The organism is Legionella quinlivanii (assembly GCF_003265995.1).
Taxonomy (GTDB): Bacteria; Pseudomonadota; Gammaproteobacteria; order Legionellales; family Legionellaceae; genus Legionella_C; species Legionella_C quinlivanii_A.
In genome coordinates this window covers 261,620-288,240 of record NZ_MVJN01000006.1, presented here as the reverse complement: position 1 = coordinate 288,240, position 26,621 = coordinate 261,620, and the positions used below count along the sequence as shown (strand labels likewise).

The following is a 26,621-nucleotide window of genomic DNA, read 5'->3' as shown; positions in this document are numbered from 1 at the left end:
CATCCTACAGCCGCCTAACTCGCTACGTGCCTCGGCTTGTCCGAGGCATCCAGAAGACTCATAGAGGAACACTGGACCCTGCGGACAAGCCGCAGGGCGTAGGGGTGATGGGTAGATAACCAGGTCACGCTCACCCCTCATTACCCAACCTCAATAACAAATCCTTAATCTCGAGAATTCGTTCCTCATGGCTTTCACTATCCAGTGTAAACTTGAGCCTGGAGGGGCCTTCAAGCTGATAGCGTTTGGCATGAACCTGAATGAGATTAATAAGCACTCCAGTATTGATTCTGGGATTTTCTCCAAACTCAATTTTACCTTGCTGCTGTGCTGCATATATTTTATTAATCCCCAACTCGCCCGCTATAAGCTTCAATTCGGTGACCCATAATAAATATTTGGCTTGAGGAGGAAGCAGCCCAAAGCGGTCGATCATTTCAATCTGCAGATCACGCAATTGCTCTTTATCGCCTGCATTGGCAATCCGTTTGTACATAATCAGACGAGTGTGGATGTCAGCAATATACTCTTCAGGCAAAATCGCGCTTAAACGGAGATCAATTTCAGGTCCTTGCTGCATAGGCCCGCCCAGTTCCGGAGTTTTTCCGGATTTTAAATCGCTAACCGCCTTGTCGAGCATTTCCATAAACAGATGAAAGCCTACCGCATGCATATTGCCGCTTTGTTCTTCACCTAACAGTTCGCCTGCGCCGCGGATTTCCAGATCATGAGTAGCCAGTGTAAAACCGGCACCGAGATCTTCCAGTGACACGATAGCTTCCAGACGTTTTACCGCATCGGGAGTCAGCAGCTTTTCATTGGGAGTAAACAAATAGGCATAGGCCTGATGATGCGAGCGGCCGACTCGGCCCCTTAACTGATGTAATTGTGCCAGACCAAATTTATCAGCCCGATCGATAATAATCGTATTCGCCGTGGGAATATCAATACCGGTTTCTATGATCGTCGTGCATACCAGTACGTTAAAGCGATGATGATAGAAATCAGACATTATTTTTTCAAGCTCTCTTTCCCTCATCTGTCCATGAGCGGTGCGGATTTTTGCTTCCGGAATCATTTCCTGCAATTCCTCAGCCGTTTTATCAATTGTCTGTACGTTATTGTGCAGAAAGTAAACCTGGCCGCCACGCAGTATTTCCCTCAAGATAGCTTCGCGTAAAACAGATGTCTGCTTTTCCTGCCAAAACGTTTTGATAGCCAGTCGTTTGGCGGGCGGGGTTGCAATCAGCGAAATATCACGGATCCCTCCCATCGCCATGTTTAAGGTTCTTGGTATTGGGGTTGCCGTCATGGATAAAATATCGATATGGGTGCGAAGCGATTTAATATGCTCTTTTTGTTTGACTCCGAATCGATGCTCTTCATCAATAATTAATAAGCCCAGATTTTTGAAACTAATGTCCTTGGAGAACAGTTTGTGCGTGCCAATAACGATGTCAATTTTTCCGGATTTTAATCCGTCTATAACCTGATTGGATTCCTTAGTACTGCGAAATCGGGAAAGTAATTCAAGGTTGACTGGAAAATCGGCGAAGCGATCACGGAAATTTTCAAAATGCTGACCCGCCAAAAGCGTTGTTGGAACGAGGACACAGACTTGCTTGTTGTTCTGAACCGCCAGAAAAGCGGCTCTCATGGCAACTTCTGTTTTCCCAAAACCCACATCGCCGCATATCAGGCGGTCCATTGGCCTTGGAGATTTCATATCCTTGATAATTTCATTGATTGCATTTAACTGATCAACAGTTTCTGTAAACGGGAATCCACTGGCAAAACGTTGATATTCAAGGGAATCAAACTCATACACAAATCCGGGCTGCGCTTCACGTTTGGCATAAATATCGAGCAATTCAATAGCCACATCGTGAATTTTTTCTGCCGCTTTTTTCTTTTCTTTTTGCCACTGGTCGCTGCCCAATTTATGAAGCGGGGCATGCTCACTATCCATGCCAGTGTATCGGCTAATCAGATGTAAAGAGGTGACTGGAACATATATTTTATCATCACCGGCATAGGATAAGACCAGGAATTCGTTAATACTGTCATTGGTTTCGAGTGTTTTAAGCCCCTGGTAACGCCCGACTCCAAACTGAATGTGCACCACCGGCGCATGAAGACGTAACTCTGATAAATCCCGGATAATCAAATCCGGATCGACTGTTTTTTGCGTACTCCGGCGCTGGGGGATGGCCTGTTCACCGAAAAGCTGGGCTTCGACAATAATAGCGATTTGCGGGTCTAAAAGTTCTGCTCCTTCAATCAAAGGACCAGTTGTAATATTAATCAACTCTTCACTGTTGACGAATGATTGCCAGTCACTAAGCTGATTTGCACTAATCCCGGTTTGCCTTAGCAAATCTAAAAGGACTTCCCGACGGCCAGCACTCTCCACCACAATTAAATGACGGCGGTCGGGTTGGCTGAGATATTCGCGTAGACGATGTAAAGGCTGTGGTGACTGACGTTGAACAGGAAGAGCGGGGGCTTCTTTCACCTTGAAGTTATATACCGCTCCTTTTCTATCAACTGCCTGATGCCTGACGCGTAATTGCTGATGCGTATTCACCTGAGTCAGGAGATCCGTGGGGGTAATAAACATTTGTTCGGGGGGCAATATGGGTCGGCTGATATCATAGCGGCGCTGCTCATAGCGCAGTTTTAATTCCTGCCAGAATCGCTCCGCTTCGTCGGGTATATTCTGTATAAGACAAATACTTGCATTTTCTGGTAAATAGTCAAAAAAAGTGGCCGTCTTCTCAAAGAAAAGAGGCAGATAATATTCGATACCGGAGGGATATTGGCTATTGCTGACGCTTTCATAAACAGGGCATTGACTTGGATTACCCGAAAACTGTTCCCGAAAATTTCTGCGAAACAGGGTGATGCTGGCTTCATTAAGCGGGAATTCTCTGGCTGGAAGAATTTCAATTCGATCAACCTTGGCAATCGTTCGCTGCGATTCAGTATCAAACTGACGAAGGCTTTCAATTTCATCATCGAATAATTCAATGCGGAATGGGCAATTGCTGCCCATTGGATACATGTCAATAATCGAACCGCGAACCGCGTATTCCCCATGCTCTAATACTTTATTGACCGAATGATAGCCGCCATTTTGCAGCTGGCTTCTGAAATGGCCCAGATCAAGTGTTTGGCCCTGTTTCAGCGCAAACGCATATTGATGCAGAAATGCCGGAGGACAAAGCCTGTGCATCAGCGTTGAGGCTGATGCGATAACAATCGCCTTACTGGCCTGCTGCAAGCGGTTTAATGTGAGCAGGCGTTCCGAAATAATATCCTGATGGGGAGAAAATAAATCATAGGGCAGGGTTTCCCAGTCAGGAAAATAAAGCAGTTCACAATTCGATTGTCCGAGGAAAAAACGCAACTCTGACATGAGTTGATTGGCCGTCAGAGTATCAGGGGTGATAAGTAATTTAACCCCGGGTTCATTCAGGCAGTATTCCGACAGGGCAAGTGACAAGCTGCAGCCATGAAGGCTTCCCCAGTTTTGTTTTCGGTCAACAGATGGATATTGGAGTATGGCGTTTTGCATAAATCACGATCAAGACTATTTGAGGGTTGAAAGTATACTACAAGATAAGGGATGAACGAAAATATCCACGTAGCCTGGGGTGCATTGCCATTAAGTTAAGGAATTTGTCATTCCCGCGAAGGCGGGAATCCATTGCTTGTCCGGCATTATAGCTAGTTCAGAGGTAGATCCCCGCCTTCGCGGGGATGACAATTTAATATACAGTTGAGCTTGACTTAATGGTAGTGAACCTAGGGTGTGGCTAGCCAGGCTAGGTTTAATTTGTATAACTACTTTTGTTGAATGATGGGCATATGTCGTTGCTGTAAACAATCAATGACCTGGTAGAGATCGAGCTCGCAGGCTTTGAGCAGTACCAGAACATGAAATAGTAAATCTGCTGTTTCTTCGATGACTGCGTCTTTATGGCCTTCTACTGCGGCAATCACTGTTTCAACGGCTTCTTCGCCCACCTTTTGAGCGCATCGAGGCACGCCGGATTGAACCAGTTGGGCAGTATAACTAATCCCTTCCTGCTGGTCGCCACGCGTTTGAATGATGTCAGCGAGACAGGCGAGAAAGTTGATTTTTGCCGTGGTCACTGGTTTATAACAGCTTGAATAACCAAGATGGCAGGCAGGTCCTGTTGGAATAACCTGAACTAAAAGACTATCGCCATCACAATCTACAGCCAGTGAGATGACATCCATTGAATTACCCGAGCTTTCCCCTTTACGCCATATACGTTGTTTGCTTCGGCTGTATAAAGTCAGCTTTCTGGTAACCTGGGTTATTTCAAGTGCCTGAGGGTCCATATAACCTAACATCAGTATATCACCGTTATTGGCATGTTGAATTATGGCGGGAATCAGATTATTCATTTTTTCCCAGTCTAATAATGTATTATCAATATGATTCATAATCTAACCTCGATATTATTTTCCGCAAGCAAGCATTTGATTTCCTGTATACTTGCAATTTTGTCGTGAAAGATAGACGCTGCGAGCGCTCCATCAACTTGAGCTTCTTTGAATACAGCAATAAAATCGTCAGCCGCACCTGCTCCGCCAGAAGCAATTAATGGAACATGAATTGCTTCTCTGAGCTTTTGCAACTGGTGAATGTCGTAGCCTTTTTTTACACCGTCCGATTGCATACAATTCAATACAATTTCTCCAGCACCTCTTGCCTGAACTTCCTTCACCCAATCCAGGGTTTTGCGCCTTGAATTCAATGTTTTGTCCGGATTGCCTGTGTATTGGAATACATAGTAATCATCGTCAATCCACTGGCTATCGATCCCGATAACAACGCATTGCTTTCCAAATTGATCACTCAATTCATTGATTAATTGCGGTCTTTCCAAAGCCGGGCTGTTGATAGAGAGTTTATCTGCTCCCGCATTTAAAATAGCTCGCCCTTTATCCAGTGTACGGATGCCGCCAGCAACAGTAAAGGGAATATTGATTGTTTTGGCGATTGCTTCAATCCAGTCTAAAGAGACTGCGCGATCTTCACTGCTGGCCGTGATATCATAAAATACCAGCTCATCGGCACCGGACTGTGAATAGTGGCTGGCCAAGGGCAGTATATCGCCAATAATTCGATGATTTCTGAATTGAACCCCCTTAACAACCTGATTATTACATACATCCAGACAGGGAATAAGGCGTTTGGTTAACATAGCAAAACTCCCTCGGAATAACTGGATAAATCAAAATCGGTTTCATAAAGCATTCGCCCGAGAATGGCGGCTGACAATCCCATATCTGCCAAGCGCTTCAGATCATCCGCGCCACGAATTCCACCAGAGGCCTGCCACTGAATTTGCGGGAATCGTTCAATTGCTTGCTGGTAAAGGGAAAAATCAGGGCCTTGCATCATGCCGTCGCACTGCACATTCGTACAAAGAATTTCACGAATGTCCATATCCGAATAAGCCTCAACGAGATCCCAAAGACTAATCGCCGTGGGTTGCTGCCAGCCGTGACTGGTAAGCAAGGGCAGGTTATTGCTCCAGCGAATATCTAATGCCAGCACAATTCGGCCGCCACCGGCCAATCGGATAATCGCTCGCGTTAAATCGGGATCGTGAACCGCCAGACTCCCCAGAACGATGTTATGAATTCCGGCATCAAGGCATTGCTTTACTGTTTCAAGCGAGCGAATTCCACCACCTGCCTGTAAAATTAAACCGGAGGATAAAAGGCTGGTCATTAATTCAAGCTGTTCCATACAGCCCGAGCGTGCGCCGTCTAAATCCACCAGATGTAAACGAGTCATTCCTTTTTGGCGATAAAGACTTGCCAATTGCAAAGCTGTTTGTGGATAAATTGTGGTCTTTGAAAACTCGCCCTGACGCAAACGGACGCATTGCCCTTGTTGTAAATCGATGGCAGGAATAATATTCATTATTGCATCCTTAAAAAGTTATCAAGTAACTGTAAGCCGGCTTCTGCTGATTTTTCCGGATGAAACTGCATCCCTACTTTATTTCCCTGCTGCACAATCGCAGAGAAGGGCTGTATATAGTCACAGCTGGCTATCGTGTGCTCATTATTTTTGTCAATAAATCGGGCATAACTATGCACAAAGTACAGAAATGTCTCTTGGGGAAGCTGTTGCTGAAGAGGAGACTTCTGCAACCAGCTTATAGAATTCCAACCCATATGAGGGACTGGACAGCCTTTCTGTGGAAAAAAACTGCTCACTTTTCCCGGAAGCAGGCCCAGGCATTCCACCTTGCCTTCTTCACTGTATTCATAAAGTAACTGCATACCGAGACAAATTCCCAGAACGGGTTGCTGAAGTTCTCTGATTAGATCAACGAGCCCGTATTGAATCAAGGCATTCATACCGGATAAAGCAGTGCCAACGCCAGGAATTATTAAGTGACTGGCCTGTTCAATTTTCTTTGGATTGTGGGTGAGTGTATAGTCATAACCCAGTCGGGCCAGTGAGTTACTCAACGAAGCCAGATTGTTCCCACAGATATCCAGTACCGCAATCATAAAATCCCCTTGGTCGAAGGTAAGTCATTGTCTATTCGGGCACAGGCTTGTCTTAATGCGCGGCCCAAGGCTTTAAAGCAGGCTTCTATCATATGGTGATGGTTTTCACCGGTGATTTTTATATGAATGCTTGCTCTAAGGCTTGCGGCTAAGGAATGAAAAAAGTGGGGAACCATTTCGGTAGCCATCCCGCCTACAAATTCCCGGGTAAACGATGCTTCAAAGCGGCAATAGGATCTTCCGCCCAAATCAATGGCAATAGCGGCCAGAGCTTCATCCATTGGCAGGGTAAATCCATAGCGGCCAATTCCTCGCTTATCGCCTAATGCTTCACGCAGTGCGTCGCCCAAGACTAAGGCAGTGTCTTCAATCAAGTGGTGCTCATCCACTTCTGTATCGCCCAAGGCATTCAGTTGCAAGGCAAATCCGCCATGTTTGGCAACCTGCTCCAGCATGTGAGAGAAAAAGGGAATAGGCGTATTTATCGAAATATTGTTATCCGAGTCAAGAGTCAGGCCCATCTCTATCGCTGTCTCACGCGTACGCCGTTCAATCCGGGCCTTTCTTGCCAGAATGAGATTAACAATTTCCGGCCAGCTTTGATGTTTGTTAACCTCCAAAAAGCCAATACCGAGATTTTCTGCAAATTGACGATCGCTTACACGGTCGCCTACCATCCAGCTCGTTTGATCCAGTTCATTATTTTTAAGAAATTCAGTCATTAACCCAATAGCGGGTTTACGGCAAAAACAAGCATCCTCCTCTTTGTGTGGGCAAATGAGGATGTCCTGAAAGCGAATACCCTGTGATAAAAATAAATCCAGGATGAAATTCTGACACCGCTCAAAGTCTGGCAACGGGAAACTGTCAGTTCCCAGGCCATCCTGATTCGTGATCATGATGAACTGATACCCTGCCTTTTGTAAACGAAGCAGAGAAGGGATCACATCAGGCAAAAGTTTAACTTTCTCAAACCGGTCTACCTGAAAATCTTCAGGCTCTTCCACCAGAGTTCCATCCCGATCAATGAGTAACAGTTTTTTCATACAACACCTGTAGGTTTAAAACGGTTTAATACGTCAAGGAGCAGGGTATTTTGCATCGCATTACCGACTGTAATGCGCAGCATATTGTGCAGTTCGGAAGTATTCGGCAATTGCCGCACCGCAATATCATGTGAGGCCAGCCAGACTTGTAACTGGGCGTTATATGGGCTTTTTATTAAAATAAAATTTGCCTCGCTGGGGTACACAATCTCTATCCATGCAAAAGCCTCCAGGGCTTTAATCAGGTTTTGACGCTGTTCCACAATGTGGCAGACAGAGTTCGCAAGCCATTCCGGGTTTTTCAAAGCTAATTCGGCAATTTTCAATACAGGTGCTGCCAAATGATAGGGGGGGATAATCTTTTTTATTTGCTGAATGAATGCCTGGTTAGCGACGACCGCTCCCACTCTGACAGAAGCGAGTCCATAGGCTTTGGACAGTGTTCTCAAAATAATCAGATTTTCAAATTGCGGGAGTAAACTAATAGCACTTTCCCGAGCGGAAAAATCAATATAGGCTTCATCAACGACGACTGCCGCTTTATTGGTAAACTGTTCGCAGATTTCGGCAATGCTTGCAATATCCAGACAATTACCAGTGGGATTATTAGGACTGCATAGCATCACCAGTTTGCAGCCTTCACGCCAGCTTGAAAACAGTTTTTGGAAATCCAGGCTAAAATCGGATTTAAAGTCCAAAGGGCAGTCAATCACAGCCGCATTTTGCAGCTGCGCATAAAAGCGATACATGGGGAAGGTGGGCGGGCATTGCAAAATGCTGTCCTGTCCTGCGATTAAAAATAAACGCATCAACAGATCGATACCGTCATCACTTCCACGAGTTAGTGCAATCTGTTCCTGATTGACTTTATAGTATCCTGCAAGCAGCCTTTGAACTTCCCGCTCAAGTTGATAATCCGGATACTGGTTTAAAGGCAGGTCAAGGGCCAAAACAGGTGCGCTGGGCGATTCATTAGCGTGCAGCCGGTATTTAAGCTCATCACCGCCCGGTCGATAAGGAATCAATCTGGCAAATTCTGGTCGGATTAAATTTAAAATGGTCACATTATTCTCCTGCGTAAACCGAGTCTATACGAAGCTGAATGGCATTGGCATGAGCTTGCAGATTTTCAAGCTTTGCAAGCCTCATAGCATATTCCCCCAAGCCCAAAAGGCCGGCCTTATCAATTGACTGGATAGTCATTGATTTCATAAAATCAGCGGTACTCAAACCGCTGTGTGTCTTTGCATACCCAAATGTCGGCAGGACGTGGTTACTTCCGGTGATATAATCGCCCATACTTTCTGCGGCCCAAGGGCCCAGGAAAACAGTCCCGGCTGATTTGATCTCATTGAGCCAGTCACGGGCGTCTTCGCGATTAATAATCAAATGCTCTGGCGCATAACGATTTATTATAGCGAGCTGTTCTTTAACAGACTTGCAGACTATTATGCTTCCTATGCCCAGCGACTGGCGAATGATCGCCTGTTTAGGCATTTCATAGATTTGCCTTAACAAGGCGGTCTGAACCGAGCAGGCAAAGGCTTCTTCCTCACATAGTAATATCACTTGAGAATCGCAGCCATGTTCTGCCTGTGCTAGCAAGTCGGCGGCGACAAATTCCGGATTAGCCCATTTATCTGCCACGACCATCACCTCGGATGGACCGGCAGGTATGTCAATGGCGGCCCCTTCAGGATCAATTGAAACCTGCGTTTTTGCCTCGGTCACAAAACGATTGCCTGGGCCAAATAATTTGTCCATTTTGATGACCGTTTCTGTTCCATAGGCTAAAGCCGCGATTGCCTGGGCTCCGCCCAGTTTATAAATAGTGCTTATACCGCAGATGCGCGCAGCCACCAGCAGATGAGGATCGATACCACCTGTTTTATCAGGAGGAGTACATAAAACGCGCAGCGGGCATCCCGCAATTTTGGCGGGAATGGCCTGCATCAGCAAGGAAGAAATTAATGGCGTATTATTTCCACCTGGTACATAGAGTCCCACTTTTTCAATCGGCCTATATTGCTTATCAATAATAATTCCAGGCGCTGTCTCAATGGTCTGTGAACAGGGCAGCACCGCCTGATGATACCTGGTAATGGTGTCTGTCGCCTGTACAATGGCTTCAAGCGCGTTATCCTCAATTATGGCTTCGGAAATTGCCTCAGGCTCAACCTGAATTGAATCCAACGCCACTCCATCGAGCTTTTCAGTCAGCTCAAGCAGAGCACTGTCCCCCTGGGTTCTGACCTGGGAAATAATTTCACTGACCTGTTGAGAGGGATCATTAGTCATAATGGGTCTTTCAAGGATTTGCTCTTTGGCAGAATCAGAAAGGGTGTTCCAGTTAATAATTTTAATCATGATTACTCCAGCATTTTCTCAATGGGTAAAACCAGAATAGAGCTGGCTCCCATTGCTTTAATGGATTCCAGCGTGTTCCAGAAAATTCCTTCGCTGGAAACGACATGTACCGCTACTTTCTCAGGATTAGCCGGCAGCGGAAGCACTGTTGGACTCTCCGCGCCAGGCAAGTACTCACAGATTTGCTGGAGTGCATTACGGGGTGCATGAAAAAGAATGTATTTTCTCTCCTGTGCCTGCTGAACCGCTTCAATGCGGCGCTTAAGCATGATGAGCAGATTTTGCAGTTCATCAGGAAGGGGATAAGATGATTGAATGAATAATGCCTGACTGTTTAAAAGCGTTTCGACCTCAACCAACTTGTTGTCTTCAAGTGTTTGTCCGCTTGAAACGAGATCGCAGATTGCATCAGCCATGCCCATTCGCGGAGCAACCTCGACCGAGCCTGAAAGGGTTAAACATTCAGCAGAGATTTTATTTTCATCCAGATATTTTTTAAGAATCAGAGGATAGCTGGTGGCTATGCGTTTACCATCCAGACATCCTGGACCTCGATAGTCAAATGACTCTGGAACCGCAATGGAAAGACGACAGCGGCAAGTTCCTAAAGCTTGCAGAATAGAATAGGGTTTATCAGGGAAAGTTAGTGCCGCCTCCAGTAAAACATTTTCGCCAACGATGCCGCCATCACAAAGACCATCGAAAAGTAATGCGGGAATATCATCGTCACGAATTAGCAGTAAATCAATAGGGAAGTTTTCAACATGGCATAACAGGGCATTTTCTCGTAAGCGAAATTTTAATCCACAACGATTAAGCAGCTCTATTGATTCTTTGGCTAAGCGCCCTTTTTTTTGTATCGCTAAACGTAATCTTTTTGTCATGATTGATCTAACCTCTCTGCAATCAGTGTATAACCCCCGCTTCCCATGCTAAGACAGCGCGCTACACGCGTAATGGTTGTAACGCTCACTCCTGTTTGTTCGTGAATCGTTCGATAAGATAAGCCTTTACGTAGTAAGGGAACCACTTCCCAGCGATCGGCCATTGCTTCAAGTTCTGCAGGCGTACAGAGATCATTAAAAAAAGCAGTGGCTTCGTCTTCATTTTTCAATGAGCAAATTGCCTTCATTAAATGGTTGTTTGAACGTTTAGAATGGTTGTGTGATTTCATGATAGTGTATTAATGTAATATAACATTAGCGCATTCTATCTGAATGCCATTTGATAGTCAAATCATTTGACATTCGGCGAGGTTTGAGATGTGATTACTGCTTAATGGGGACGAAGGTCATTTTCGTGCAAGCGCATAGGTGTCAGCATAGAGAAAATCCCCTCTCCCAAGCTGGGAGAGGGCTAGGGTGAGGGTTGATTAAAACCCCTCTCCCTAACTCTCTCCCCTGAGGAGAGAGAGGACTTAGGGAAACTTATTAAGTTGACCTTTATGCGCACTGACGACAATAACCTGTTTGAAAAGGAAGTTACAATGCTGCTCAAAAAAGAAAATTCATGTTTATTACTAATTGATGTACAAAAAAAACTGGCGCCTCTGATAGAGCATTCTCAAGCAATTATTGAGCGCTGCAAATGGTTAATGTCGCTGGCAAGTGATTTGTCAGTTCCCTGTTTAGTGAGTGAGCAGTATCCTTCTGGTTTAGGTCATACAGTGGATGAACTTCAGTCGCTTGAATGTGCAGAAACTTTTGAAAAAGTGTATTTTTCCTGTCACCGTGAGCCCAATTTTATTTCCACGCTAAAAAATCTGAACAGAAAACAAACCGTTCTAATTGGAATAGAGGCCCATGTTTGTGTTCTGCAAACCGCGATGGAATTAATTGAGGCAGGGTATGAGGTGTTTGTAGTTGTCGATGCGGTGGGCAGCCGAAAGACGCTTGACTGGAAATATGGTTTGAAGCGAATGAAACAGGCTGGTATTCAACTGGTTACTTCAGAAATGGTATTTTTTGAATGGGTTGAAAAAGCGGGAAGCGCGGAATTTAAACGATTAAGCCAACAATATTTGAAATGAGGGAAGCTAAGTGAGTCTTAACAATCAAATTGCAGTGATAACGGGTGGTGCATCCGGCATGGGATGGGCATGCGCGAACGCATTAATGAAAGCGGGTGCTCGAGTGGCTATCTGGGATAAAACAAGTACTGAAAAAGGGGATTTGTCCATAGCCTGTGATGTGAGTTCTGAATCCGAAGTGGAGCGTGCCCTGCAGGAAACCATTGAGCAATTAGGTACCCCCCGTATTTGCATTAATTGCGCAGGTATCGCACCGGCAAAGAAAATGATTGGCCGCGAAGGAGCTATGCCGCTTGCAGCATTCCGCCAGGTCATCGACATTAATCTTATTGGTACATTCAATGTGATGCGATTGGTGGCTGAAGCCATGACTCGTTTAGCAATAGATGAGAATAGCGGTGAGCGAGGTGTGATAATTAATACGGCCTCAATTGCTGCTTTTGAAGGACAAATTGGACAATTGGCCTATAGTGCTTCCAAGGGTGGTGTTGTCGCCATGACACTACCTGCAGCAAGAGAACTGGCGGAACATGCCATTCGTGTGAATACTATTGCTCCTGGTTTGATTGCCACCCCCTTATTATTAAATATGCCGCAGGAGGTTCAGGATAAACTGGCTGCAACGGTGACATTTCCCAAAAGACTGGGTAAGCCGGAGGAGTTCGCTGCATTAGTCATTCACATTATTGAAAATCAGATGATGAATGGTGAAGTGATTCGGTTGGATGGTGCGTTGAGAATGCAGGCAAAATAAGCCGGTTAAATCCCGTCATTGCTGAAAGGAATGCAATGACGGATTGATGGGCTATGTTTTATCTTTTCACGATTTCTCTACCGGAAGGGGAAGGACTATCCTCTCCATCGGAGCTGCTCAAAGAGTTAGAATGAAAAGCATACAGATTCTGTGATATGGCTCCTTTTTCCACCTGATCTTCTTTCTCTTTCTGCGCCTCCAGGGCGCTGCATAGACCAGAGGCGAAAAAAGAGAAGATATTGGCAGCGCTTGACTCGGCAGGTGTACATTGAGCCACTCTGATCACCTCATCACATTTATCCATGATTCCGCGATGCGCCTTCACCACTTTTCTCCTGCTGCCGGCTGGCAGTATGGAAACATACTCTCCCATCTCCTGGAACAGGCCTTGCGCACTTTCAAACAAAGTCAGCCGCCATTTAAGAATTTCTTCATAGCTCATCGTTTTGATATTCTCGGGCGTATGGGAAAATAAGTCGCTAATCATTTCTTTTATAGACCGAGTCCTTAAGCAACTGCTGCGAACCTGTCTTCTCTTAAACTCCAGGGCAACTCGATTAAAATTATCTATGGCCTCGATGATTTCCGGAGCTCTTTCAAGCTTGTGAACCTGTTCGTTGCCGATATGAACTGCTAACTCTACCATATTACTTACGTTAGATAGTTCCGACATATCATTCAGTTCCTGAGCAAGTACTGCAGATTGGGCACGATTTCTATATACGTCAATTTCAATCGCCAATCGCTCTGCATTCGCTTCATCCAGATCATGATTGGAAAGATAGCTCTCTAAATGACTAACAAGCTTGAAATAAAAATCCTTGGTTAATTTCCTGCTGGCTGTCAGGGGTTTCTGAAAAGGATGATTAGGATCGCTTAATATTATGCAGGCCAATGGTATTCCCTGTTCATCAGGAACCAGTAAAGAAGCATTGTGTTTAAGTAATGTGCTGAAGCAGCCAGACATGTCAATGCTCCCCCGGCAAGTCTGGAGACAATAATGTATAGGGGAATGGTAAAATTGTTCTCGTATTCTTAGTGGCTGATAATTGAGATCATGTTCACTGCACTGAATTAAAAAATCGAGAAATAGATCATCGCCGCAACTCAGAGCCTCATTAATCAGACGTTGTTCAAGGCTGGAATGAAAAGGATAAAGTGTAGAGGCGAGGGCAAAGTTTTTATCTTTAACAAGCTGCTTCAGCAGTTTCTCGCCTGTGGTTTGTATCTGCAGACGCAAAAGGTTTAATTCGCTTAAACCTGTTTGTGAAGGTCTCGCATCAATAGCAACGATGGATAGTTCGCTTGTCTTTGCGAACATATTACATAAATCGATAGCCAGTTTGCTGCTATTTTCTGACTGAAGCTTCGCAAATTCTCGAGCCAGCCTCTGTAAGCCGCTCTCAAATTCTTTTTCAGACGGCCTGATTTTTTCTTTTTTTGATGATTTTTTCGGTTGTTTGTTTTTATGCCTGGAGTGACTAACGGGCACTGATTTTTTCTCCTCCACAGTTTTTGTCGGCGGTAATGGAGGTTTTTCCTGGGCAATAGGCGATTTAAACCGGATAGCACCAAGCATTTCAGCAACTGCTGCATTGGTATCATGCTTGAAAAGAGGGTCTAATTGAAGCCGAATGGCAATCATTCGTTGTATGACCTGCTTATGCTCGGCCGCATTTTTCTTCAGATCAGTGGAAAGCTCGCTTGCTCTTGCTTCTTCTATCTGATACTGCTGCTGTAATTGTTCAATACATTCTTTTTTGAGCGCTCGTAATTGCATTAATGTAGGTCGAATCATTTCTTCTGACAACGCCAGGAATTTACCGATTAAATCATGATCAAGGGAAACGGTTTTCTGTCGACCTTTACTGACAAAATTTAATGAAGGGAGTTTGGTTAACTCGTCTTTCTCATTAAAGTAAATATGGAGAATATAGTGATCTGACAGCGGATCTGGCTCTCTTTTAGCTTCTTCTGGCTTGACTGCCTTTAATTTGACAGTGTAATGGTACTGGCTTAATGAAGGAATGCCATTGCTTTCTGTTGCATAAACGCTGATATGATGCTCGATAAGCTCTAGCTTTTTGTCGTCCAGGTCGAAAGTCATTGGCCTTGGCATTTCGAGGTCTATCAGATAATAATCTTTCTTGTCCAGTGTTGTTAAAGGCTTTAACTTTCTTACGTTAACCAGTTTTTTCTGGCCGTCAATATAGTGGGCAATAAAATTATATAAAGTATTTTTATGAGGCATGAATATACTCAATGCTTGATTTAAGGCAAATAATACATTTATTGCACAGGTTTATCAATGGTATTTTTTACAAAATGATGTCAATTTGAACACTCATATGAATCAGGCTTTCTCATGATGATTTGAGCCCGCTTTTGAGTTTAAATCGCCTGTGGAAGTGTAGGTATTAACTGCTTCTGCCGGGTGTTGTCCATGTAAAATCTGGACCAGTTCCTGGCGAATATTCAGATTAGTGACGATCACCTGCCCGTTAACAGTGTTGAGCTCACGGCAATGGATTAATTTGTTTGCAAGTTCTTCATTGAGTCGTTTAATCTGACCGGCTTCTTCAGCGGAACAGCCATTTAGAAAAATCTCCAGTGCGTTCTTATGCTCTGAAGAATTGGAAGAGGAGGTGAGCAATTCACTGCGCTGTTTTCCGCTTGCTTCCAATTGCTCTGATAACTCCTGTTTTTGATTAGCAAGGCTTTCCAGATTCTCAAATTGCCTGTTAAGAAGAATCTCTTTTTCCTGAGCCAGGACATTACATAGGTTATTGAGCAAATGAATTTCATTGGCTAGCAATGAAACCAGTGTTGAAGCCTGAGGAGAAGTCATCACAGTCCTTAAAATGATTGCATTTGATTAAGCATATTGGCGGCAATTTGTCGGCCAGACATTTCATATTGCCCGCTGGCAATCTGACTTTTAATAAACTCAATTCGAGCTTCATTGACAACTTCGGTATCTGTAACATACTTTTTTAGCATGGCAATTTGCTTGGTTACATCGCTTAAACTGACATTACTTGCACCAGAAGCATTCCGATTTTGATGAAGTTGCTGGGAGTTTTTTAATTTAATCTCTGGATCCAGCTGCTTAAAATTATGGGAATCGTTAATGGAGTTAACCATAATATTGTCCTCAATTACATTCATCATAGTTATCGGTTCCATTTTAAAAATCTTTAGAAAAACCCTGGAAAAAAGTATAAAAAAGGTCTACCGATAGTTGTCCAGGCGTAGCCCCTTTAAGTCCAATCAGTGAGGCTTTTCGTGTTACAGACCTAGCAATATCATAAATAAAAGAAGATGTCACTAATTTTGCTGCTCCCTTCTCCGGTTTTTGGTAGAGGGAAAGAAAATGTCACTAACTCTGCTGCTCCCTTCTCCCGCTTGCGGGAGAAGGGTCGGGGATGAGGGTATTTTAATTAGGTTAATTTTCGATTAAATTCAAAATCCTCTCCCTTACTCCTTGTATATTGTTAAAAACCTCATGATTCCAAACACGAAATATACGATAACCGCAACTTTCCAAAAAAAGAGAGCGCTGTTCATCATAGGAGAGAGCTTTCATATGTTGTCCACCATCCACTTCTATAATCAAATTTTTATCGCGACAAATAAAATCAACAATATAATTCCCAATGACGTATTGCCGGACAAATTTATACCCACACAATCGTCTGTTTCTCAAGTAATACCACATGCGATTTTCAGCATCAGTCATATTTCTTCGTAAAGAGCGTGCGTATTCATTCAGCATGCGTAAAAGCTCCAGTATAATTTTAGAAACCCTCATCCCCGACCCTTCTCCCGCTTGCGGGAGAAGGGAGGATGTGTGACTAGGCAGATGAGACCGTGACTTTTCTGACATCAACAACCTGCGCATCGACAACTCGTTTGCTTGTCAGATTACGGACTTTTATAGTTTCATTCAAAGCCCCGTCTGCAAGTGCAATTGCTGCCATAGTAATTTTGATATTACCGTTAATGGCCTGAATAAGAATTTGTTCACCTTTTCTCACTAACCAGGGTTTTTGCAGCAGGCTATGGGTTATTAACTGTCCTTCTTTGATATTTTTTTTAACCGCCAGACCAAGTGCCTGATCGGAGTTATCAATATAATCCTGACTGACGAAACTAACATTTTGTTTTTGTAAATAAATATCTCTGTCGGTGATAATGTCACCCTTGGCAAGCGAATGAGAACTCACCAGAACTTCCTTCAGAATGGTAATTCGAACTGGTACGTAAATTGTCCAGTGGTTAGTGGGTTCTTTGCAGCGAATACCAATTGTCGTATGTTGTTTAGCGAGATGCTGATAAGGGTTGAATGCTTCCAGTTGATTTTTATGACATTTCTGTAAATGTAACCTGGGATCTATATTTTCTGCGACGATATTGATTTGATCATAGTGTTGATTGGGCAGCTCCTCTTTAACAAACAACTCTATTTTATGTCTTAATACATCAAGCGATTGATTTTCAGCGTAATTAGTCAGGGGATGAAGCAATACAATGAAAACAATTAATCGATAAAAAATCATGTACAATACCGTTTTATAAAAAAACTCCCCAAGCAAAAATCAAGCCAACTTTCTAATGGCTGTTTTATAAGGACCATCAACGATGTATTTTAGAATGATTATTATCAGCTGGATATTGAGTCAGAATGTGTGGTCAGCAAGCCACCGCCCCCAGGAATTTTTGCAGGAAATCAGGGGGAGCTCTGATGAAGGAGAACAGATTGTTGAGCATTTTTGCGCAACCTGTCACGACGCCAAGCCGATGATTAATCTTGGAGCGCCTGTCATTCAGCGGGATGAGGATTGGATCCCGCGGCTGAAGCAGGGATTTAATGTCTTATTCAAACATACCGAAGAAGGGTATGGGGCTATGCCTTCTCGTGGAGGATGCTTTGAATGCAGTGACGAGCAATTGAAGTTAGCCATTTTAGCCATGCTTTCACCGCAAATCAAAAAAAATCTGCAAAATGAACTGGAAGCTCATAAAAAAAACAATTAGTTAAAAAAAATTATAAAAAAAGCTAAACCTATTTTTTATTCTCCCGATAACAAAAAAAAAGAGAGGGAGGATACACCAATGAAAAAACAACTTATCATTGGATCGCTTTCGGTGTTAACCGCAGCTTGCGCTTCAATGGATCGCTCAGTGCCGATTGTCGATGATGGGGGGTACACCCATTATACGGCGTTTTATAAATCGGATTCTAAAGGCAGCAACTACTTCCCTGAGAAGCGAGCGGCTACAGGACGTAAAGTATTTATCTTTGACCCGAAAGCGACAGCATGGGCAGCTTATGATGCCCAGGGTAATCGGGTCCAGACAGGTAGTGCTTCGGGAGGAAAGGATTTCTGTGAGGACGTGGGTCGCCCTTGCCGCACAGTAACAGGTACATTCAGGGTATATTCTAAAAAAGGTGCTGAATGTACATCCAGTATTTATCCTATCGAAACAGGCGGCGGAGCCAGAATGCCGTACTGTATGCACTTTAGCGGTGGTTATTCAATCCATGCAGCTTATGAAGTTCCTAACTATAATGCCAGCCATGGTTGTATACGGGTACTGCCCAGTGCTGCGCAATGGTTGAATCAGGATTTCATTGATGTAGGTACGACAGTAATTGTGAAACCCTACTAGAAGAAGTTTACGACCTGCCAGCGCAGGAATATAAAATATATCTGATTTCGTTTATCAGGCTACTTTGTAAGAGTAGCCTTGATAAGCGAAGTGCAAGATGCTTGCTCAGGCAAGATATTTTTTTAGTAATTCATTAACAACAGCGGGATCCGCCTGTCCTTTCGAGTATTTCATTACCTGGCCTACAAAAAAACCGAAGAGCTTTTCTTTTCCCTGGCGGTATTCCTGAGCTTGTACAGGATTTTTTTCAATCAACTCCTTGATAAATTGCTCAATTTCAGCAGCGCTTTCAGATTGGCTGGCTTCTGCATCTTCTACCAGTTGTTCTACATTGGCATCAGGATGAAGCGCGAGATTATTAAATATTTGCCTGGCCTGATTATTACTAATCTTGCCCGCGCTAATGTGGTTCAATAATAAAGCGATTTGCCCGGCTGTTATTGGCGGGTTCAGGAAATCAAGCTGCTTTTCCTTCAGTAAAGCCTGATAAGGCCCCTTGAGCCAATTAATGACCAGCTTCTCGCTAACCGGAGCTTGCTGCAGAACCTTTACAAAAAAATAATAATTTTCTGGTGAGGAGAGTAAAAACTGTATGTCATCCTCATTAATATTTTCCATTGCCGTCAATTGTTTTTTAATTGTTTCAGGTAATGGCGGCAGGCTGTTTTTGATGCTTTCAATGTTCAATGACTCCACATCCACAGGTAAGAGATCGGGATCCGGGAAGTAACGATAATCCTGCTCATTCTCCTTGGTTCGCAATACATAAGTGCGTTCGGTATCGGGATTAAAGAGCCGGGTTTCCTGAATTACTGGTTGACCATTTTCCAGAAGATCCTGGTGTCTTGCCTGTTCATAGGCAATGGCTTTTTCAATAAAGCGGAAAGAATTGAGATTTTTCAACTCAGTACGCACCCCTAAACCTGCGGAGCCGGCAGGTTTTAAAGAAATATTAACATCACATCGAAATGAGCCTTCCTGCATATTGCCATCGCAAATACCTAGAAAACGAACTAACTGATGCAATGTTTTAAGATAGGCTATCGCTTCCTCCGAGGAGTAGAGACAGGGGGCAGTGACTACTTCCAGCAAGGGAGTTCCCGCGCGGTTTAAATCAATGCCGGTGTAATCAGGATTGGCGTCATGAACCGACTTACCTGCGTCTTCCTCCAAATGCGCACGTACAATGTCGACTTCTTTCGTAGCGCTATTGGGGGTTTCAATACGCAGACGGCCATCACTGACGATGGGAGATTGATACTGGCTTATCTGGTATCCCTTGGGTAAATCAGGATAGAAATAATTTTTACGTTCAAAATAAGATAAGTTATTGATCTTCGCGTTAATGGCGAGTCCAAATTGAATGGCCATATGCACGGCCTCACTATTTAACACAGGCAAAACACCGGGTAAGCCTGCGTCAATAAAGGAAGTCTGTGTGTTTGCCCGTGCACCGAACCGGGTTGCTGAGCCTGAAAAAAGTTTTGATTTAGTTTGTAACTGCAGGTGCACTTCAAGGCCGATTACGGTATCCCATTGCATAATATTGTCCTCACAAGGCCGGACGGCGTTGATGCCAGTCAGTCAACAGTTGAAATTGATGAGCGACATTTAATAACAAGGCTTCATTAAAATGTTTCGCCATTAGCTGCATGCCAACCGGTAAGCCTCTAATCTGACCCGCGGGAATGGAAATAGCCGGAATTCCAGCGAGATTGGATGCCACTGTAAAAATATCAGCCAAATAATTTTGTATGGGATCAGATTGGACTTCACCAAGCGGAAAAGCCGGAGTAGGGGTTGTAGGTCCCAGGATAACATCCACTTTTGAAAATTGCGCCAATAGTTCCTGCTGAATCAGTCGACGTATTTTCAGTGCTTTTAAATAATAAGCATCGAAATATCCGGAAGACAGGGCATAAGTACCAGTCAGAATTCGGCGTTTGACTTCAAGACCGAATCCTTCAGAGCGTGAAGCCGCAATCAGTTCTCTGATATCACCAGCTCTGGCACTTCGGTAACCAAAGCGTATTCCATCATAACGTGAAAGATTGGAGGAGGCTTCAGCACAGGCAATCAGATAGTAGCAGGGAACCCACAGGGATTGTAAGCCAAGATCCATTTCCACGATAATCGCCCCGGCGTCTTCCAATTGCTTCACGGCGTGTCTTATTACCACCTGAATTTCCGAATTAACTTCTGCCTGAAAAAAGCAGGAAGGAAGCCCAACGCGCAGGCCCTTCAAAGACTGATTCAGGAAACTCGAGTAATCGGGAATATTACTGGGGTAGGAAGTGGAGTCGTTCGGATCAAATCCCGCCATGACAGATAAAACCAAAGCCAGATCTTCTGCGGTTCTGGCCATTGGACCTCCCTGATCCAGACTGGACGCATAAGCGACCATGCCATACCTGGAGACGAGACCATAGGTAGGTTTAATACCGGATATGCCGCAAAACGCAGCGGGCTGACGGATGGAGCCTCCCGTATCAGAGCCTGTTGCAAAAGCTGACAGGTCGGCCGCAACAGCGGCAGCGGAGCCGCCTGACGATCCTCCGGGAACACAGGATAAATTCCAGGGATTTTTAACCGGGCCAAAATAGCTGTTCTCATTAGTGGAGCCCATGGCAAATTCATCCATATTGGTTTTACCAAGTAATACAGTATTGTGAGCGGCGAATTTGTTTACCACGGTGGCCGAAAAGGGTGATTTATAATCAGCGAGCATTCTTGATCCGCAAGTGGTTGCGAGCTCGGATGTGCAGAAAATATCTTTATGAGCCATTGGCACGCCAGTCAATAGCTGAGCTTCACCTTTGTGAAGAAGCTGATCCGCTTTTTGGGCTTGCATCATTGCTGCTTCGGCATCCACATTAATAAAGCAGTTTAATGTTTTATACTGATCGATGCGTTTAAGATAGTGGCTGGTTAATTCTGTACTGGATATTTTCTTGCTATGCAGAGCAGTAATCAGTTCTCGTAAGTTTTTAAACATCCTGCTTTTCCGTATCAATAACCTTGGGTACCAGATAGTGAGCTTCTTCAAATAAAGGAGCGATTTCCTCTAACTGCTGTAAGCAATTGTCTTCGCTCACTTCATCAGGACGAAACCGCTGATGCATATCCATTGGATGAAACAGTGGCGCGACCTCATCGGTGTTCATTTGCTGTATTCGTTCTGCGAAATTTATAATCGAATTGACTTCTTTCGCCAGTGAATCCATGTCCTCATCCTCTATATCAAGATGGGCTAATTCGGCAATAGAATGCAAATCGTTTATTGAAAATGTCATGTGATTTTCCTGTGATTCAGTGACCTCAGTTTTGCCCTGGGTATTATATCCAATCTTTCCTGCATTCACAGTAAGTGATTACTACTTTATTTGCTGCACCTGTACTATGATTAGTCGAAGAGATTCACACTCACTCCAGAGAGAGGATTATGAGAGCTGCAATTGTACCCGCAATCAATGCCAATTGGGAAATCAAGGATATCCCCACACCTAAACCTGATATTAATCAGGTGCTTATTAAAATACATGCCAGTGGGCTTTGCTATACTGACGTGCATCAGACTGAGGGGCATTTGCCTGGCATGTTTCCTCGTACCTTAGGACATGAACCGGTTGGGGAAATTGTCGAAACAGGACCAGGCGTTTCAAGCCGGCGAGTGGGGGATCGTGTGGGTGTTCCCTGGGTACAGAGTACCTGTGGACGCTGTGAGTGGTGTTTACGAGGGCGGCCATTATTTTGCGCGAATATGCATGTTACTGGAGGGGATGCGGCTGGTGGGCATGCTGAATACATGGTGGCTCCTGCTGATGCAACCATGCTTATTCCGGACTCAGTCAGTTTTGAACAGGCTGCGCCTGTTTTCTGTGCTGGCTATACTGTATGGTCGGGACTACGCTGGGCAGAACCCAAGCCGCATGAACGTGTTGCGGTGGTAGGAATTGGCGGTCTGGGGCATTTGGCAGTACAGTTCGCGCATGCGGCAGGCTATGAAACTATCGCGGTATCACACTCACCTGATAAAGACTCTCTGATTAAAGAAATGGGGGCCGATGAAATTGTTCGCGATGGCAAAGACTTATTAAAAATGGGGGGTGCTGACATTATTTTAAGCACGACCAATTCCAATAAAGCCATGCTTGAGAGCCTCGGTGCACTGCGACCGGATGGCCGGTTCGTGGCAATGGGATTCGATGTTAATCCTCTGCAGGTTTCTATAGCCGATTTAATCGTCAAACGTATAAAAATAATCGGCAGCCAGCAAAACCATCGGGAATATCTTTTTGAAGCGCTTGATATGGTTTCTAAAGGAAAAGTCAAAGTAGTTGCTGAAACCTATTCTTTGAATGAAATCAATAAGGCCTATGAAAAAGTAAAGAATGGCCAGGTGCGTTTTCGCGCTGTAGTGACTATGTAAAAGAGGTGACGGTACGTATAAATTTACGTACCGTGCCGGTTTTACTGGACTGAAATCACAATTTTTCCAATCTGTTCATTGGATTCCATATAGCGATGAGCGTCTTTTATTTGCTCCAGGGTAAAGCTGCGAGCTATACGTGGTTTAAATGTTCCACTTTGCAGATGATCAAAAATATAATGCTCTGCTTTCTTTCGTAACTCAGGATTGGTACTGAGCTCAAACAGTGTATAACCGCGAATGCTGAGTCCCTTGTTTAAGGCAGTGAACAGAGGGAAAGGCATCGGCTCATTGGCCAATGCGCCATACACAAAGATGATTCCCTTGTCTGAGGCAGCCTCAGCCAATGCTTCAATACCTTTGCCTGCAATAGGGTCGAAAATGACGCGTGCGCCTTTGCCTCCAGTAATTTCTTTTACTCGCGCGGCCAGATCTTCCTCGTTAGTGACGATCACATGATCAGCGCCAAGCTCAAGTAATTCGGCTTTTTTAGCTTGAGTACGAGTTGTAGCAATACTTATACCGCCCTGAGCACGCACTGTCTCAATAGCTGCGATACCGACACTACTGCTCGCTGCAGTAATCAACACGAAATCACCTTTAGATACATTCCCGTAATGAACGAGTGCGCCATAAGCAGTCATGTATTGCATCCAGATGGATGTCGCCTCAGTAAAGGATAATTTCTCAGGATAAGCCGCCAGAGCATAAGCAGGTAAAATGGCGACTTCACCATAGACTCCGTATTTACCCATATCAAAACAGGGAACCGTACTAAATTTTTTACCAATCATTTGGGGATCTACACCTGGACCCACAGCTTCAATGACTCCTGAAGCCTCATAACCAATCTTGGAGGGGAACTGGGGCGTTATAAGATATTGGCCTACGCGAAACATTACTTCCGCGCGATTTAAGCCAATCGCATGGACACGCAAGCGTACTTCGCCCTGGCCGGGTTCTGGCAATGCGACGCTCTCAAGCTTTAACACATCGGCATTCCCTGTTTCATGAAACCGAACAATCTGCGCCTGGCTAGCTGACATAATATTTTCCTTTTAGTGACTAAATTTAATTATTCTTTCCATTTGATATTGCATCCCAAACTTGGTTTTTGCTCTGTGGAAACGGGCAGTGCGTTTAACAGACAATCCAGTGCATTGCGGATAGAAATACCGGACACCGGAATTTGATTTCCCGGACGTGAGTCGTCAAGTTGTCCACGATAAACCAGTGTCAGATTCGCATCATAGATAAAGAAATCCGGGGTGCAGGCCGCCTGATAGGCTTTGGCAACATCCTGAGTTTCATCGAACAGATAAGGAAACTGATAATCTTCTGTTTGTGCAGTAATTCGCATATTCTCAGGAGAGTCATCAGGATAGTTTTTTACATCATTTGAATTAATGGCAATGAAGCTTATTCCTTTACCAGTGTAGTCTTTTGCCAATTGGCTCAACTCTTTATTAACATGTTTTACATAGGGGCAATGATTGCAAATAAACATGATCACTGTGGCAATCTGACCCTTGTGAGAACGCAATTCAACTTTGCTATTGGAAATAACATCTGTCAGGGAAAATTCAGGCGCTGCAGAGCCCAGCTCTTTCATATTTGAAGGTGTTCTTGCCATAACCAACTCCTTTGTGCAATTTTCTAAAAAATCACATTAATAATAGCAATGAGTGCGAATAAACTGTTTAAAACCGCCCAGAGTAATACCAGAGGGTTCTTCTTTACAATAGAAAATGCATAAGTTGCCAGGGATATTCCGCCAATAAAAAATATCCATTCATTAGCATAAGAAAAACCTATCGATAAGCTGGCAATACCGACTATACCTATCAGAAGGAAAATATTATTGAGCTGGCCTATCAGATAAAAAAAGATTAGCAGCTGCACGCATAATAAGACCGGGATGGCAAATTGCAGAATAGAGCCAATGCCCAGCAAGATCGCGCCGTGCCCTGCAATTAGAATAAGTTCAAGAGCAATAAAAAATACCAGTCTGGAGTAAATAGCAGTAAGCAATAGAAGGCTGGAGCCTGCTACATAATAGGCTTGTGCATTGGTCTGGGTGAAACCATAAAGCGTAATGATTGCACCCACAATACCAAGCATCCAAAAGAAATAATCACGGAATGTTAATGGCATCTTGTTACCAGCGTAAATAGATGCCTTTGGCTGCTGCGTCATTGATGATTTCGCGCTGTGGTTTGTTAGTGGAAACCCAATAATTGCCCATGTTGCTTAAAGCAAATTTTGCTCTTGGATATTGACATACGTCGAGCACTTCACGGCAATCTACTTTTTCAGTGTTGTTGTCTTCAACGACAAAACATTGAAAGTTAAATTCTTTTTCATCGGATGCAAAGGCTGCCCAGTTAGCAGCTTGTAATTTTGCGGTCAGAGGAGGGCTCATAAAGACCTCTTTTGTTTCGATACGCTGCAGTTCAACATGATGCGTACTGCGATTCTGTATCAAATAAAAGCTTTGATCTCCCGTTTCATTAAGAACCAGATTATAGCCATTGTATCCAAAACCGGTGACTTCGCACCCACGAGGAAACCCCTCTGCATAACTGCTTACTGAAGCCAGCAGCGATAAAATTCCTGCAAATCCTGTCTTTAATGATGACATTATTAACCTTTATACCAATGTAAAAGCGGCTATTCTAATGAGATTGAGTCTAAAAGTGAACCTCCTTTTAAACCTTGCTCTCTAATTCTTCGCGATGAGCAGTGATTCGTGATTTGATCATCGGGTAATACGTTCTGTAAATGCTTAACAACAAATAAACAACCACATAAATGAGTGAGACAGCCAGACAAAATGGGTTTAGCTCGGGATAGGTCCATAAAATAATCGCAGAGCAAACTCCATACATTATTGAGAAGACATGCATCAGCACCTTTAGTGCCCTGGATTCTGTCAGATAGTCGAGCCGCGAGGGATAGACGTATTTGACCGGAACAAAAACGAGGAGGCATAAAATTCCCAGAATCAAGGCATTGGTATACATGGATGTGTTAAAAATAAACATGTAAAAAATAACAATATTCCAGTAACAGGGGAATCCTTTAAAGAAATGATCAGGCGTTTTAGCATCAGACTGGGTAAACTGGTAGGACGAAGTGATTGTAATCGCAATAATAATTAATAGACCCAGTGAAGGGGGAAGCATATCTGCTTTGGCGTATAGGAAAAAGCAGGGAGTAATCACATAATTAACATAATCCACGAGATTATCCAGCAAGGCGCCATCGATATTGGGTAATACCATTTTGACCTTTACAAGTCTTGCCAAGGTGCCATCCAGCGCATCGATTACCACCGCAATGGCCATATACCACAGTGCCTGTTGATATTCCTGCTGATAAATTTTAATAAGGGTCAATATTCCCACATACGCAGCACTGGCTGTAAAGGCATGTACTGCCCAGGCGACCAAATAATGAGAAAAACGGTAGCCCAGTTTTTGTTTTGTCATTTCTAATCCTGTATGGCGGTTTTGCAGATTACATTTGCAAAACAAATTAGTTTAGTGTTGGAATTATTCCAACGATTACAAATAGCAAAATAGTAACAATAATCATTTATCTGAGGCAAGGATAGCGGTCATCTGATTGAGATATTTGTGTATTTAGCGAAAATTGTTAATAAAAAATACTCCAATTAATTAATAAATGAACTTTAAAATGCCCGTTTCCTGAAAAGGGGGGCGAAGTGTTATACTAATTTAAACTGCTTCTCGG

At 43.9% G+C, this 26,621-nt stretch carries 28 protein-coding genes; 5 read left to right on the top strand and 23 right to left on the bottom strand.

The features are described 5' to 3' along the window. Nucleotides 1-130 precede the first annotated feature (130 nt). From mfd to B1207_RS09635, 10 genes are all read right to left on the bottom strand, one after another. Nucleotides 131-3,577: a transcription-repair coupling factor gene (gene mfd, locus B1207_RS09680; RefSeq protein ID WP_112219766.1), complete on the bottom strand. Its 3,447-nt coding sequence runs from the start codon at nucleotides 3,575-3,577 to the stop codon at nucleotides 131-133. A 269-nt stretch (nucleotides 3,578-3,846) separates the two neighbouring features. After that, the gene (gene hisIE, locus B1207_RS09675; protein WP_112219765.1) at nucleotides 3,847-4,476 is read right to left on the bottom strand and encodes a bifunctional phosphoribosyl-AMP cyclohydrolase/phosphoribosyl-ATP diphosphatase HisIE; all 630 of its coding nucleotides are present in this window, start codon (nucleotides 4,474-4,476) and stop codon (nucleotides 3,847-3,849) included. Further along, on the bottom strand, nucleotides 4,473-5,240 hold the full coding sequence (gene hisF, locus B1207_RS09670; RefSeq protein WP_112219764.1) for an imidazole glycerol phosphate synthase subunit HisF: 768 nt from the start codon (nucleotides 5,238-5,240) through the stop codon (nucleotides 4,473-4,475). Before hisF ends, hisIE begins: the two co-directional genes overlap by 4 nt. Further along, entirely contained in the window at nucleotides 5,234-5,968 is a 735-nt protein-coding gene (locus B1207_RS09665; RefSeq protein WP_112219763.1) for a HisA/HisF-related TIM barrel protein, read from the bottom strand. The genes hisF and B1207_RS09665 overlap by 7 nt, the downstream gene beginning before the upstream one ends. After that, entirely contained in the window at nucleotides 5,968-6,567 is a 600-nt protein-coding gene (gene hisH / locus B1207_RS09660) for an imidazole glycerol phosphate synthase subunit HisH (protein ID WP_112219762.1), read from the bottom strand. The genes B1207_RS09665 and hisH overlap by 1 nt, the downstream gene beginning before the upstream one ends. Beyond that, the gene (gene hisB / locus B1207_RS09655) at nucleotides 6,564-7,613 is read right to left on the bottom strand and encodes a bifunctional histidinol-phosphatase/imidazoleglycerol-phosphate dehydratase HisB (protein ID WP_112219761.1); all 1,050 of its coding nucleotides are present in this window, start codon (nucleotides 7,611-7,613) and stop codon (nucleotides 6,564-6,566) included. The genes hisH and hisB overlap by 4 nt, the downstream gene beginning before the upstream one ends. Then, entirely contained in the window at nucleotides 7,610-8,677 is a 1,068-nt protein-coding gene (gene hisC / locus B1207_RS09650; RefSeq protein ID WP_112219760.1) for a histidinol-phosphate transaminase, read from the bottom strand. The genes hisB and hisC overlap by 4 nt, the downstream gene beginning before the upstream one ends. A gap of 1 nt (nucleotide 8,678) precedes the next feature. Then, nucleotides 8,679-9,980, bottom strand: a complete 1,302-nt coding sequence (gene hisD / locus B1207_RS09645; protein WP_112219759.1) for a histidinol dehydrogenase — start codon at nucleotides 9,978-9,980, stop codon at nucleotides 8,679-8,681. 2 nt (nucleotides 9,981-9,982) lie between these two features. Continuing rightward, nucleotides 9,983-10,864 (bottom strand): ATP phosphoribosyltransferase, encoded by an 882-nt coding sequence (gene hisG / locus B1207_RS09640; protein ID WP_112219758.1) that lies wholly within the window; start codon nucleotides 10,862-10,864, stop codon nucleotides 9,983-9,985. Continuing rightward, complete coding sequence (locus B1207_RS09635; protein WP_112219757.1) at nucleotides 10,861-11,154, bottom strand: YerC/YecD family TrpR-related protein; 294 nt, start codon at nucleotides 11,152-11,154, stop codon at nucleotides 10,861-10,863. Before B1207_RS09635 ends, hisG begins: the two co-directional genes overlap by 4 nt. A 312-nt stretch (nucleotides 11,155-11,466) precedes the next feature. Here B1207_RS09635 and B1207_RS09630 point away from each other — a divergent pair, with 312 nt between their 5' ends. Together B1207_RS09630 and B1207_RS09625 are read left to right on the top strand one after the other, a co-directional pair. Beyond that, nucleotides 11,467-12,009 (top strand): hydrolase, encoded by a 543-nt coding sequence (locus B1207_RS09630; RefSeq protein ID WP_112219756.1) that lies wholly within the window; start codon nucleotides 11,467-11,469, stop codon nucleotides 12,007-12,009. A gap of 10 nt (nucleotides 12,010-12,019) precedes the next feature. Further along, on the top strand, nucleotides 12,020-12,763 hold the full coding sequence (locus B1207_RS09625) for an SDR family oxidoreductase (protein ID WP_112219755.1): 744 nt from the start codon (nucleotides 12,020-12,022) through the stop codon (nucleotides 12,761-12,763). 58 nt (nucleotides 12,764-12,821) lie between these two features. Here B1207_RS09625 and B1207_RS09620 read toward each other — a convergent pair whose 3' ends face one another. From B1207_RS09620 to flgA, 5 genes are all read right to left on the bottom strand, one after another. Continuing rightward, entirely contained in the window at nucleotides 12,822-15,014 is a 2,193-nt protein-coding gene (locus B1207_RS09620; protein ID WP_112219754.1) for a hypothetical protein, read from the bottom strand. 102 nt (nucleotides 15,015-15,116) lie between these two features. Continuing rightward, nucleotides 15,117-15,611 (bottom strand): flagella synthesis protein FlgN, encoded by a 495-nt coding sequence (locus B1207_RS09615; RefSeq protein ID WP_112219753.1) that lies wholly within the window; start codon nucleotides 15,609-15,611, stop codon nucleotides 15,117-15,119. A gap of 8 nt (nucleotides 15,612-15,619) precedes the next feature. Then, on the bottom strand, nucleotides 15,620-15,934 hold the full coding sequence (gene flgM / locus B1207_RS09610; protein ID WP_058506657.1) for a flagellar biosynthesis anti-sigma factor FlgM: 315 nt from the start codon (nucleotides 15,932-15,934) through the stop codon (nucleotides 15,620-15,622). A 274-nt stretch (nucleotides 15,935-16,208) separates the two neighbouring features. Then, entirely contained in the window at nucleotides 16,209-16,538 is a 330-nt protein-coding gene (locus tag B1207_RS09605; RefSeq protein WP_172458254.1) for an endonuclease domain-containing protein, read from the bottom strand. 79 nt (nucleotides 16,539-16,617) lie between these two features. Beyond that, nucleotides 16,618-17,322, bottom strand: coding sequence for a flagellar basal body P-ring formation chaperone FlgA (flgA, locus tag B1207_RS09600; protein WP_112219752.1), 705 nt, complete (start codon nucleotides 17,320-17,322; stop codon nucleotides 16,618-16,620). 82 nt (nucleotides 17,323-17,404) lie between these two features. Here flgA and B1207_RS09595 point away from each other — a divergent pair, with 82 nt between their 5' ends. Together B1207_RS09595 and B1207_RS09590 are read left to right on the top strand one after the other, a co-directional pair. Continuing rightward, nucleotides 17,405-17,800: a c-type cytochrome gene (locus B1207_RS09595; protein WP_112219751.1), complete on the top strand. Its 396-nt coding sequence runs from the start codon at nucleotides 17,405-17,407 to the stop codon at nucleotides 17,798-17,800. Between the two features lie 78 nt (nucleotides 17,801-17,878). After that, nucleotides 17,879-18,436, top strand: coding sequence for a L,D-transpeptidase (locus tag B1207_RS09590; protein ID WP_112219750.1), 558 nt, complete (start codon nucleotides 17,879-17,881; stop codon nucleotides 18,434-18,436). Between the two features lie 105 nt (nucleotides 18,437-18,541). Here the strand turns inward: B1207_RS09590 and gatB are convergent, their stop codons facing one another. The 3 genes from gatB to gatC are packed head-to-tail and all read right to left on the bottom strand — an operon-like array spanning nucleotide 18,542 to nucleotide 21,729. Beyond that, a complete protein-coding gene (gatB, locus tag B1207_RS09585; protein WP_112219749.1) occupies nucleotides 18,542-19,978 on the bottom strand; it encodes an Asp-tRNA(Asn)/Glu-tRNA(Gln) amidotransferase subunit GatB in 1,437 nt (478 codons plus the stop codon). Between the two features lie 10 nt (nucleotides 19,979-19,988). Further along, the gene (gene gatA, locus B1207_RS09580; protein ID WP_112219748.1) at nucleotides 19,989-21,431 is read right to left on the bottom strand and encodes an Asp-tRNA(Asn)/Glu-tRNA(Gln) amidotransferase subunit GatA; all 1,443 of its coding nucleotides are present in this window, start codon (nucleotides 21,429-21,431) and stop codon (nucleotides 19,989-19,991) included. After that, entirely contained in the window at nucleotides 21,424-21,729 is a 306-nt protein-coding gene (gene gatC, locus B1207_RS09575) for an Asp-tRNA(Asn)/Glu-tRNA(Gln) amidotransferase subunit GatC (protein ID WP_112219808.1), read from the bottom strand. Before gatC ends, gatA begins: the two co-directional genes overlap by 8 nt. Nucleotides 21,730-21,878: 149 nt before the next feature. Between gatC and B1207_RS09570 the strand changes: the two genes are divergently transcribed. Next, nucleotides 21,879-22,865: an alcohol dehydrogenase catalytic domain-containing protein gene (locus B1207_RS09570; protein WP_112219747.1), complete on the top strand. Its 987-nt coding sequence runs from the start codon at nucleotides 21,879-21,881 to the stop codon at nucleotides 22,863-22,865. Nucleotides 22,866-22,906: 41 nt separating this feature from the next. Here the strand turns inward: B1207_RS09570 and B1207_RS09565 are convergent, their stop codons facing one another. The 5 genes from B1207_RS09565 to pcsA form a co-directional block, all read right to left on the bottom strand. After that, entirely contained in the window at nucleotides 22,907-23,911 is a 1,005-nt protein-coding gene (locus tag B1207_RS09565) for a zinc-dependent alcohol dehydrogenase family protein (protein ID WP_112219746.1), read from the bottom strand. A gap of 29 nt (nucleotides 23,912-23,940) precedes the next feature. Beyond that, complete coding sequence (locus B1207_RS09560; RefSeq protein WP_112219745.1) at nucleotides 23,941-24,498, bottom strand: thioredoxin family protein; 558 nt, start codon at nucleotides 24,496-24,498, stop codon at nucleotides 23,941-23,943. A gap of 23 nt (nucleotides 24,499-24,521) precedes the next feature. Next, nucleotides 24,522-25,019, bottom strand: a complete 498-nt coding sequence (locus B1207_RS09555; RefSeq protein ID WP_172458252.1) for a hypothetical protein — start codon at nucleotides 25,017-25,019, stop codon at nucleotides 24,522-24,524. 4 nt (nucleotides 25,020-25,023) lie between these two features. Next, complete coding sequence (locus B1207_RS09550) at nucleotides 25,024-25,506, bottom strand: enhanced entry protein EnhB (protein WP_112219744.1); 483 nt, start codon at nucleotides 25,504-25,506, stop codon at nucleotides 25,024-25,026. 67 nt (nucleotides 25,507-25,573) lie between these two features. Further along, nucleotides 25,574-26,356, bottom strand: coding sequence for a phosphatidylcholine synthase (pcsA, locus tag B1207_RS09545; protein WP_112219743.1), 783 nt, complete (start codon nucleotides 26,354-26,356; stop codon nucleotides 25,574-25,576). Nucleotides 26,357-26,621: the final 265 nt, after the last annotated feature.